Source organism: Mycobacterium sp. (assembly GCF_032162605.1).
In the GTDB taxonomy this organism is placed as follows: Bacteria; Actinomycetota; Actinomycetes; order Mycobacteriales; family Mycobacteriaceae; genus Mycobacterium.
In genome coordinates this window covers 1-10,878 of record NZ_JAVROT010000026.1, presented here as the reverse complement: position 1 = coordinate 10,878, position 10,878 = coordinate 1, and the positions used below count along the sequence as shown (strand labels likewise).

General features: G+C 62.8%; 9 protein-coding genes and 1 tRNA gene. 3 read left to right on the top strand and 7 right to left on the bottom strand.

Translation table 11 applies throughout. From position 1 onward, the window contains the following. The 5 genes from QOI01_RS01195 to QOI01_RS01175 all read right to left on the bottom strand — a co-directional run. The coding region (locus tag QOI01_RS01195) for an aldehyde dehydrogenase family protein (RefSeq protein WP_526377819.1) at positions 1–205 on the bottom strand (205 nt) is incomplete at its 3' end. Positions 206–250: 45 nt separating this feature from the next. Then, positions 251–1,918, bottom strand: coding sequence for an ABC transporter ATP-binding protein (locus QOI01_RS01190; RefSeq protein ID WP_526377817.1), 1,668 nt, complete (start codon positions 1,916–1,918; stop codon positions 251–253). After that, complete coding sequence (locus tag QOI01_RS01185) at positions 1,915–2,862, bottom strand: ABC transporter permease (protein WP_526377815.1); 948 nt, start codon at positions 2,860–2,862, stop codon at positions 1,915–1,917. Before QOI01_RS01185 ends, QOI01_RS01190 begins: the two co-directional genes overlap by 4 nt. Further along, positions 2,862–3,917 carry an ABC transporter permease gene (locus tag QOI01_RS01180; protein WP_526377813.1) on the bottom strand — a complete coding sequence of 352 codons (1,056 nt, stop codon included), beginning with the start codon at positions 3,915–3,917 and terminating at the stop codon, positions 2,862–2,864. Before QOI01_RS01180 ends, QOI01_RS01185 begins: the two co-directional genes overlap by 1 nt. 3 nt (positions 3,918–3,920) lie before the next feature. Continuing rightward, positions 3,921–5,540, bottom strand: coding sequence for an ABC transporter substrate-binding protein (locus QOI01_RS01175; protein WP_526377811.1), 1,620 nt, complete (start codon positions 5,538–5,540; stop codon positions 3,921–3,923). A 586-nt stretch (positions 5,541–6,126) separates the two neighbouring features. On the opposite strand from QOI01_RS01175, the gene QOI01_RS01170 reads away from it, so the two are divergent. Further along, on the top strand, positions 6,127–6,657 hold the full coding sequence (locus QOI01_RS01170; protein WP_526377809.1) for a hypothetical protein: 531 nt from the start codon (positions 6,127–6,129) through the stop codon (positions 6,655–6,657). A 902-nt stretch (positions 6,658–7,559) separates the two neighbouring features. On the opposite strand, the gene QOI01_RS01165 is transcribed toward QOI01_RS01170, so the two are convergent. Beyond that, entirely contained in the window at positions 7,560–8,204 is a 645-nt protein-coding gene (locus QOI01_RS01165; protein WP_526377807.1) for a methyltransferase domain-containing protein, read from the bottom strand. A 262-nt stretch (positions 8,205–8,466) separates the two neighbouring features. Here QOI01_RS01165 and QOI01_RS01160 point away from each other — a divergent pair, with 262 nt between their 5' ends. Next, complete coding sequence (locus QOI01_RS01160; RefSeq protein WP_526377805.1) at positions 8,467–8,751, top strand: tyrosine-type recombinase/integrase; 285 nt, start codon at positions 8,467–8,469, stop codon at positions 8,749–8,751. Positions 8,752–8,920: 169 nt separating this feature from the next. Next, positions 8,921–10,459, top strand: coding sequence for a GMC family oxidoreductase (locus QOI01_RS01155; RefSeq protein WP_526377803.1), 1,539 nt, complete (start codon positions 8,921–8,923; stop codon positions 10,457–10,459). A 336-nt stretch (positions 10,460–10,795) separates the two neighbouring features. Here QOI01_RS01155 and QOI01_RS01150 read toward each other — a convergent pair. Continuing rightward, a tRNA-OTHER gene (locus QOI01_RS01150) sits at positions 10,796–10,876 on the bottom strand. Positions 10,877–10,878: the final 2 nt, after the last annotated feature.

Sequence of the window (10,878 nt, the reverse complement as noted above, 5' to 3'; positions counted from 1 at the left end):
GAGTCCTTTTGGTCAGCGAGGTGTCCCGCCAGGCCGGGAACGCCGCGGCGGCGGCATCGATGACGGCGCGGGCATCCTCGACGCTGCCGAGCGCCAACTCGCCGGTGACCTCACCGGTGGCGGGGTTCGTCACCGGCGCGGTGGTGCCGGCCGTGCCCGGGTAGACCTTGTTGTTGATCCAATGGTGAATCGGGTTGGCAGCCATGAAGTATCCCTGTCTTTTGTCGATCTGTTTTCGGTTGATTGGGGTTCAGGCGGTAGCCGCTGCGAGCGACGGCACCGCGTCGATGAGGCTGCGGCCGTATGCCGAGGAAGGGGCACCGAGAACGTCGGCCGTCTTGCCGAATTCGCGCACGCGGCCGTTCTCAAGAATCATCACCATGTCGGCGATTCCGGCGACTACGCCTAGGTCATGAGTGATGAACAACAGCGCCAGGTTGAGCTCTCGGCGGAGTTCGTTGATCAGAGTGAGGACCGATGCTTGTACGGAAACATCTAGCGCGGAGGTAATTTCGTCGCAGATCATCACTTCTGGTCGCGCGGCGAGAGCGCGAGCTATGCAGACTCTCTGGCGTTCACCGCCCGAGAGGTCCTTGGGCAGACGTTCCGCCATCGCGTGCGGGAGGCGCACCATGTCGAGCAGGTCGGCCGTTGAAGGCACTGAAATCTCGTCGGACTTGGCCACCTGGCGTCGCGCGCGGTCGATGGCGGTGCGGATCGTCTCGCGGGGATTGAGTGCCGCGGTGGGGTTTTGGAAGACGATCTGAAGTCGGCGCCGCTGATCTACGCTGCGTTCCGTCGCCATCGCGGGAAGCCTCGTCCCGTTGAGGCTGATTTCACCCGAGTCGACGGACTGGATACCGGCAACGGCGCGCGCGATAGTTGTCTTGCCACTGCCGGATTGGCCGACTAGCGCCAGACATTCCCCGTGGCGGAGCCCGAGGTTGATGTCGCGCACCGAGTGGGCTTCTACGCCGCGCACCCGGTGGGTGATGTTGAGATCGCACACCTGCAGGACCTGTTGAGGTTCGACGACGTCGGACGAGGTGGTCACGGTGCCGAACGGCGACTTGTCTCCGGGTCGATTGAGATCTGGACTGGCGTCGAGAAGCTTGCGTGTGTACGGATGCGACGGAGAATTCAGCACCGAGTGGGTCGCGCCGACTTCGACGACTTTGCCGTCATACATGACGGCAACTTTGGTAGCCAGCTGTGATACCACGGCGAGGTTGTGCGAGATGTAGAGCATTGTGACGTTGCTTTCGCGACGCAGCCGCTGCAACTCCTCGATGATCGCGGACTGTGTGATGACGTCCAGTCCCGTGGTCGGCTCGTCCAGGACGATGGCCCGCGAACCCGACAGCAGAGCCATTGCAATGCAGACTCGCTGCTGTTGACCGCCGGACAGTTGATGCGGGTATCGGGCGCGGAAGTCCTTCGACGTCGGTAGCCCGACAATGCCGAGGACATCGGTGGTGACGGTGTCGCGCTCCCGGGCGAATGTCGCGTCGACGGCGGCGCGTCTCGCGGCGACCTCACCCAGTAGGGTGGCGACGCGCATCGATGGATTCAGTGCGGTGCCGGGGTTCTGCGGCACGTAGCTGAAGTAACGGCCACGGAGGTCGCGCATGTTCGTCGCCGACGGCAGGTCGATTGGGGCATGATCGGGCAGTCGGACGGTACCGCCGGTGAAGCGGGCCCCGTGTTGAGCAAAGCCAAAGAACGCCAATGCCGAGGTGGTCTTTCCGCTGCCGGATTCGCCCACGACGCCGAGGATCTCACCGTGGCACAGCTGCAGAGAGACTCCGTCGACGATGCACCGTCCGGTGGCCGTCTCGACCCGCAGGTTCTCGACGGTGGCGACCGGCTGCGAGGCTGCGGGGGTGGTGATGTCGGTGGTCGATCGGGCGTTGGTCATGACAATTTGATTCCTTCGACCTCGGAGGCGACGGTGGATTCGATGGCTGGGTCGGAGGTGTCCATCGGCGGCGTGGTTCCGCGTCGGGCCCACCATGGGTTCCGGGGTCCTTCGCGACCAGACAGAGTCTTGACGTAGGCGTCGGCGAGCAGGTTCACGCTGATCGTCAACAGCGCCAACATCATTGCGGGTGCCCCCACGGACCAGGGATTGAGTCCGATCAGGCTCTGATTCTCGGAGGTCATCAAACCCCAGTCCGAAGCAGGTGGCGCGAGGCCCAAACCCAGGTAATTCATGCTGGCCACCAGGATGATGGACAGTCCGAATCGAACACCGAAGTCCGCCAAGACGACTGGGAGGATGTTGGGTAGCAGGTCGCGGCGCCAGATGGTCATGGTGCCGTCGCCACGTGTGCGCGCGACCTCGACGTAGGACGACTTGGCGACGGTGGCGGCTGCGGCCCGGGTGACTCGGGTAATGCCGGGAATCAAGACGATGACCACGCCGAGGATCAGTACCCAGATCTTGGATCCGAAGCCGCCGACGAGCAGCAGCAGCACCAGCAGTGGTGGGAAGGAGATGATGACGTCAATCACCCGCATGGTCAATGAGCTCACCCGGTTCTCCACCGAGCCGGTCAGCAGGCCGACGCCCACACCGATCAGGTAGGCCAGCAGGGTCGCCGACAGGCCGATCGCGATGACCGACAGACCGCCGTTGAGTACTCGCGACAAGACGTCGCGACCGAGGTAGTCCGACCCCAGGATTAAGTAGCCGGTACCCAGGACACTTGGCCCGGGGCCGGCGCCAGGAGCCGTGATGGGTTCGGTGGGTGAGTACGGGGCCACGAATCGGCCCAGCCCGGCGACGGCCAGGACGAAGACGAGCAGAACAAGTCCTACTTGGGCGCTGGTGTGCGACAGCGTTTTCCATAGTCGATTCATTATTTCACCGAGGTCCTCGTCTTCGGGTCGAGCACGATGCAGATCACGTCTGCGATGAGGTTTATCAGGATGTAGAGAGCCGCCAGAATGGTGGCGATGACGACCGTCTCCTGGGTGTCACGGACTGCGATTGCACGCACCAAGGCGGTGCCGATTCCGGGATAGTTGAAGACGGTCTCGATGACGATCATCCCGCCGATCAGATACTGAATCTGCTGGGCGAAGATTTGGATGACGGGCACTAGCGAGTTGGGCAGGACATAGCGGGTCAACACGTGGCGCGTCGAGAACCCGCTGAGCCGTGCCATGGTGACGTAGTCCTGGGCCATCACGTCGATCACGGTCGCGCGCAGCAGCCGTGATCCGAACGACAGGCTCAGCAAGAGCAGGGTGAGGATGGGCAGCACGATCACCGCGGGATGGTCGAACGGCGTTGCCCCCTCGGGGATGCTGCTAATCGGCGGTAGCCAACCTAGCCAGGAGAAGAACACGGCGATTAGTGCAGAGGCAGCGAGGAATTCGGGCAGCGAGCTTATGGCCAGTGTCGCCATCGAGGTGACGTGATCGACCGGCCGGTAGGCCTTGACGCCGGTCAGCAGGCCCAGACCGAGAGTAAGTGGGATGAACAGGATCATGGTTATCAGCGCCAGGATCCCTGAATTACCCAGTGCTGGCAGCACGACGTGGGCCACGTCGATGTGGGTGCCCTGCACCAAACCGGCGGTGGATTCTCCGAAGTCGCCGCTGAGGAATCCGCCGAGGAAGCTCGCGAATCGCTCCCAGATGGGTCGGTCGAGTCCAAGCTGCTGATGGACTTCGGCAACCCGGTCAGGTGTGGCGTTGCGTCCCAACACAACTGAGGCGACATCACCCGGCAACACGAGGATGGCGAGGTAGATCAGGATGGAGGCGGCCAGTACCGTAGCGATCCCGGCCACGAGGCGTCGCAGTATCAACGTGGCCAACGGGTAGCGGTAACGCAGCGCCGGGCGCGACGCGTCGACCTTTGGCTCATCCGTATCAGGCTGCACAACAACGGAATTCGATGTCGACATGGTTTAGCCTTCCAGCCAGGTGGTGCTGAAGTCGAAGTTGTCGCATGGCCCGGCGTTGGTGGTCTTGGCTCCGCGAAGGTTGAGTCCGTAGCCGTCGATCCAGTTGTAGTTCACGAAGTTGATGGTGCCGCCCTGCTCGTGCTGCACGACCTGCACGTCATGCCATTTCTGCTTGGCGCGTGCGTCGTCCTTCTCGGCCATGGCGGCGAAGATCTGCGCGTCGTGTTCTGGATTGCCGAAGAATGAGTCCTGGTAGGGCGCACCGTCGACGAGAAAGAATAGGTAGAACAAGGTCAGCGAGCTCACCGCGTTCGTCCAGAGCTCCATGCTCCAGGGCCGGGTTTGAAAGCCCGCTTCCTTGGTGAAGTAGATCGCGGGATCGATTTGGTTGACGTTGATGTTGATCCCGGCGGCTTTGGCTTGCTCCTTGAACAGTGTGGCCAGTGGATTGGTGGTCGCCCCAAGAGATGTGGTGGTCAGATCGAAGCTCAGACCGTCGTATCCAGCGGACTTGAGTAATGACTTGGCCTTTTCCGGGTCGTACTCGGACTTCAAGTCGTCGGCGAAGTACTGGTCGGTGTAGCCGACGCAGTCATTGCCGGCTACGGCGTAGCCACTGAAGAGCAGATCCGCAGCAGCCTGGCGGTTGGCGCTGAGCTTGACTGCCTGGCGTACACGAGGATCGGCGAACGGGCCTTGGTCGACGCGGTAGCAGGCACCGGACCATCCAGGGCCCGGCTGGTTGCCGAGGTAGATCCGCCCGGAGGCTTCGTTGGCACGCCCAAGAGCGGGCTGGATGCTGGGCATGATGTCGATCGAGCTGCCGAGCAGGGCGTTGAGTCGGGTTTCGTCAGTGACGAAAGAGGAGTCGATCACCAAACTGTCGACCGGAGGGCGGCCAGCGCCGCGCCAGTAGTGGTCATTGGCGGTGAACTCGCTACGCTGCCCGGGGGTGAAGCTCTTGAATACGAAGGGCCCGGTGCCAATTGGCTTGTCCCAGGACGTGAATCCCTGCGGCACGATGTAACAGTTCTGCACGCTAGCCAGGGTGGGGAACTGGGCCAGGGGCCGCTTCAGGGGAATGACGACGGTCATCGGACCGTCGGTGCGTACGTTGGGGCCGTCGATTAGCTGCGAGAGCACCGGTTGCAGAGATCCATCCGGCGATAACCACGAGTTCTGGATGGTGTACACCACGTCGGCAGCAGTGAGCGGTTTGCCGTTGTGGAACTGCACGCCCTGTCGCAGGCGAATGGTCCACAGGTCGGACTTGTCGTTGGAGTCCCAAGACTCTGCGAGACCAGGAATCACAGCGCCGTACTCCCCCACGAACCACAGTGGGTCGTACAAGGCCGAACTGCGCGAAATATCGCCTGCAGTGGTGATCTTGCGCAAATCGAGCGTCTCGCCATTGCCGCCCGAGATCATCCCCACGCGCAGCGTCCCTCCCCGGCGAGGTGTGCCGCCGGGGGGCGGCCCCGCCGAGAAACTGGCGGGGCTCGTCAACGGCCGGTTGGTGCTACAACCGGTCAACGAAAGCGCGCCCGATCCCAGAGCGGCGGCACCGCCGGCAGCGACTGCACTAAACCGCAGCATCTCGCGCCGGCTGAATTGTCGGCTCATTGGGCAACTCCTCGGATGTGGTGAAGTCGGCGAGAACCCCGTGCCGCTCACGGCAACGAAGCGATCGCGCGGCAGTTCCGGCGAACACGTTCTGATCGAGTCGACGTCCAAGCAACATCATTTCGCCATCGATCTAGTGAATCGTATAAGTACGATAACTGTGGCTCAGCCCACAGTCAAGACGAACATATGCAGGCGATCGCTGGCAACATGCCCGTAACTTGCAGGTTTGCGCGACCCACCTCTGCTCAGATCGGTTATACGTAGTACCGCGCCGACGGACTCGAAGCACTGCTACATCTCACCTCCTCCGCCCCCTGCTCGAACCTTCGAACCCACTAACGATGGAACCAAAGTGGCGTTAGTGATGTAAGGAGCCCAAACGTCATGTGTGGCACGGACGGCGCCCTTGGGGACGTATCAGAACAGCTTCGATCAAGGGCTTCGTCGTCTGCCCGGGAGCGAGTTTCGGGCTGAACACGATCAACCCACTGGTCGACCGGCCCGATGGCAGAAGCCCGTTGGCGAAGTGATGTCTCGGGAAGTTGTCTGTGCATGTGCTATAGGCAGCCCTTATGGTGGGGTCGTGCTCACCAGAATCCTGATCGGCATTGTCACCGCCTGCGCAGCCGTCGTCGGCGTGGCTGGCTTCGCGACTGCCGATCCGGAGCCTGCGCCTGGGCCCCCGCCGATCATGAGTTACGCCTCGGTCAATCCGTTGGAGTACACCGTCCTGGACGGCACGACATACGCGTTCAGCGTGAACGGCGACATCGACTGCATCATTAGCCGCAACAGCGCCAGGTACGGCTGCAGCGGCAACCTCCCTGTCGCACCGGGCAACGTCGTGACAGGCTTTCAGACTGGTCAGGTGGGGTTCGCGACCAACGATGCTCCGATCATGCGCGGGGTCGACGTATTCAAGCCATTGCCCCCGGATTCGAGGATCGCCTTCAAGAACGTCACCTGTGGATACGACGGAACGACGATGGCGTGCACGAACACTTTCGATCAATCGGGTTTCGTACTGGGCCCGGCGGGGAGCTTCGTCATCAATGACACCAACCCGCAGTTCGATCGGCGGCTGGGGCCGAACACGCACGTCGGCATCGGCTAGAACTCCGAGCCGTGCACCCCGTGGCCGGGCTTCTCGGCGGCGAGGCCGCGGTGTCGACGTCCTGCCGTTCTACCTGGGACCGCGGCCGAGTGGCAGGCGCAACTCGCCGGGCAGACCCGCATCACGGGCTCAGTCCGGGAGGCGCTGGACGTTGTCCGGACGGCTTGGCAGGGAGCCGTCAAATCTCTGGATGCCCAGCGCGGAGCCAGGGACCTCTCCCCCCATAAACGATGACTCGGCGAGCCTGATCTTGAAAAACAGCCTCTGACGTAGGGCGGGTGGGGCTCGAACCCACGACCAACGGATTCGAGTTTGGCCGTTCTCGACACGTGTCCGTATGGTCGCGACTTATCCTGCAATACAACCGAATTCGCGTCTCGCCGATGCCGGACCGGTACGGCGGATTCTCATCGATTCCGGCATATATTCGATGAATAAAAGATGACTTTAGACCACGACTTCGAACCCACTAACTGTACCCAAAGTGGCGTAAGAGATATAGGCCTGAGATCGCGCTCGGCGCCGGACGGGTGCTCAAAGGTGCGACCCATTGTCATTGATCACCAGCCCGCCCTCCCGCATCCTGATCCGCTCGCACGACCCCAGGCTGACGTCGGGTTATGAGCGAATCGATCGCCACGCCAGTCGTCGGGAACTGTTCGTCGCGCCAGCCACGCCAGAACGTCTTCAGCGGGTGGTGTCATCTACAGCGCAAAGAAACACTTCAATGATTGTCATGTGTCAGATCGCCTTCGCATCGCGGTAGGGAGCTTCTGATCGTTCGATGGCGACGTCACTGAGGTCGTATCCGCTCGACCGGAGTAAGCCGCACTACGCCCTCACTGAATCGAAGTCGTCTCCTGGCCCGATGTAGATCGGTGACACGGCGGACCTCTCGAAGGTCAGCTTGATGAACCCGGCGTGCCGATCAACAGGTGGGGTGCCCCGTCTGAGGCATCGATCCGACGGTGTTGCACCGTGAAACCCGCGCTTTGCAGCGTGTTGGTGACCTCGGGTATGGGGCGAAGGCGGAAGCTGTCGTCAGTGAACGGTAACTTCCCCAGCGTCTCGGGGTTGGCGACGCCAACAACGATGCGCCCCGAGTGTGCTGTCACCCTGGCCAACTCGATGAACGCCTCCTGCAGATCGGCGACGAAGTAAATGGTGTTGACGGTAACGACCCCGTTCAAGGCGCCATCGGCGAACGGCAGTCGGGTCAACGACCCGTCGTGCAGCGCCAACCGCCCCGCCGCGACGTCGCGCCGATACCGTTTTGCGGCCTGCTTGAGCATCGTGTCCGACACTTCCACCCCATGGACGGACCCCGACCGACCAACGCTGTCAAGCAACAACTTCAGGCCCACACCGCCGCCAAATCCGACATCGGCCACCACGGCATCGTCGTCGGCATCCAACGCCTGCACAGCTGCGCGCACGAAGCCGCGGTTGCCTCGATTGAGCGCGAGCATGACCATCCGGCCACCCACGCCGCGCGGATGGCCGAGCTGCTTGGCGATACCTGCCATGAGAGCGCCCCGGGCGACCATCGCCTGACCGTACCGGCTCAACGTGTTCGAAACTCACAGGATTCGCGGATCCAACGAACAGGTCACCTTCGCGACCGACCTCCATCGTGCGAGCTGCCCGACTTTCACAGTGGGTGTTGAAGGGTTCTACGGCGACTGTTGTCGCCAGAAACACTCGAGAGGTCGCGAAGGTGGCTCGACGGATTTTAAGTCTCAATTGGCGCGTTTCTCGTTGTGCCAGAACAGATCTCTCTGATCGCCTACCAGGGCAAATGTTCGCAGCATGTCTCACCGCGATCCCGCGCTGAGCCCGCATGCGCTGACGTCGCGGTGGGCACGGATGCTCAAGGCGGCGGGTGTCCGGCACATCCGCTACCACGATGCGCGGCACACGTGCGGCACCCTCATGCATCTGCAAGACGTGCCAATCGCAGTCATATCAGCGTGGCTGGGCCACGCGTCCAAGGCGTTCACGATGCAGACGTATGTGCACTCGCAGCCCGACGCCCTTGTCGTCGCGGCTCGGAGCTTCTCGCAAGTAGTCGCGCGCGGCCGTCAGTCCGATTAGTTTCTATGCCCTGATGCCCACTTCTCTCTTAGTGCCGGAGGGACGTGACTCGTCGCTTGCCTCAGACGCGTCGAGACCGATGGCTGCTTAGTCCATCAACTCCAAAGGGACATGCGCCAACTGCGCCGGATGTACGCTGATCACGAACTTTCCGGGGGAGAAGTGCCTGATGGCGGAATATGATTTCATCGTGGTGGGAGCAGGCTCCGCCGGTTGCGCGGTAGCCGGCCGGCTGGCTAGTCAGTCTTCGGCAAAGGTCCTGTTGATCGAGGCCGGCGGCTCGGACCGCCGGCTCACGATTCGCGCACCGATGCTCTACGCCCTCCAGCGCGGAACGTCCCTGGACTGGGCGTACGAGTCCGAGCCGGAACCAGAATGCGGCGACCGGCGGATCCCGCAACCCCGCGGAAGGGCGCTCGGCGGCACCAGCGGCATGAACGCGATGCTATGGATAAAGGGCAGCACGCTGGACTACGACGGCTGGAAGTTGCCGGGATGGACGTGGGACGACGTCGCGCCCGTGTTCGAGCGGATGGAAAGTGGTCCCAAGCACGTGAGTCGCGTGCCGTGTGTCGACGAACTGTCCCAAAGATTCGTCGCCGCAGCGCGGGCAGCAGGTGTCCCGGCCAACGACGACGTCAGCGGACCCGAACTCGATGGCGCCGCCATTTCCCCCGTCACCATCCTCGAGGGCCAGCGCTGGAACACGGCGCGGGGCTACCTCCGGGGTCAACCCAATCTGACCATCGTCACCAAGGCCGAGGTCCGGCGGATCATCATCCGCAACGGACGGGCGGTCGGCGTCGAGTATCGCCGTCGTCGGCGAGTGCAACAGGCCTTCGCCGACCAGGAGGTCGTGGTGAGCGCGGGGGTCTTCGGCACTCCGCAGATCTTGCAGATATCCGGGATAGGTCCCGCCGATCACCTGCGAGGAGTCGGAATCGCTCCGGTTGTCGACAGCCCAGCTGTCGGCCGCGGCCTCACCGATCACCCGCATGCCATCACCAAGTGGGCGTTGGCGCCGGGCTTCACCGGGCTGTCGGACGCCGGTAGCCCAAAGTGGTTGCTGCAGTGGCTCCTACGAAGAAGCGGCAAGTTCTCGAGCAATGCCGCGGAGGCCGTCGCTCACATTCGTTCGACACCTGACCTTCCGGCGTGCGATTTCCAGCTGATCTTCGTTCCGATCGATGTGCAAGCGACCAGCCTGAGAGGAATGCAGCCCGCATTGTCGGTCGCGGCTTCTTACTGGACGCCCAAGAGCCGAGGCAGCGTGCTGGTGCGTTCATCAGATCCGGCGGCGGCGCCGGAGATCCGCCTGAACATGCTGTCCGAACGCGAAGACCTGGATGCGCTCGTCCGCGCAGTGCGGCGCACCCGCGAGATCATGGCGACCGAACCGATCGCGTCCGCAGTGGGACGGGAACTCCTACCCGGCTCGGCCATCGACGTCGAGGAGTCCATCAGGCAGAACATGATCACGACGAGCCACCCCGCGTGCAGCGTCGCGATGGGGACACAGTCCGACAGCGCCCTCGATGAGACCCTGCGCGTCCGCGGGGTCGACGGCCTCCGGGTGGCGGATGCCTCGTCGCTGCCGGTGATTCCGCGAGCCAACACCAACGCGCCCGCCATCATGATCGGGGAACGCTGCGCCGATTTCTTGCTGGAGCACGCTGCATTCGGACCATCAGCGGCAATGACGATTTAGGGGTTCGCCGATAGGCGGTATTTTCGCCTCTTGGCTCGGTCCGACGACGCAACACCGACCCATACGACTGCAGACGGGGACGGTCGCTTCACTCCGATCTCCACAGAAGCTCAGCACAAACGCTCTAGGCGCGGCGGCCTGGGGGCTTGATGGCACTCGTCGGGATGCAGCCAACAAATGGCGTGGATGCCGCCTCGTCAGCCGCAACGGTGACAGCGAGCGCCAGGTGCCACGGTGCGCGTCCGCACGCAGAGTTTCACGCGACTTGTGACAATCCGTGACAATTCGCTGCCGTTCGAACAAGTCAGGCCCGCTCGAAAGGGGGCCTGACGTGCGTGGCAGGTGCAGGATTCGAACCTGCGTAGGCGTAAGCCGACGGATTTACCGTCCGTAGATCGCGGTTTCCGTCGGTGTCCCTG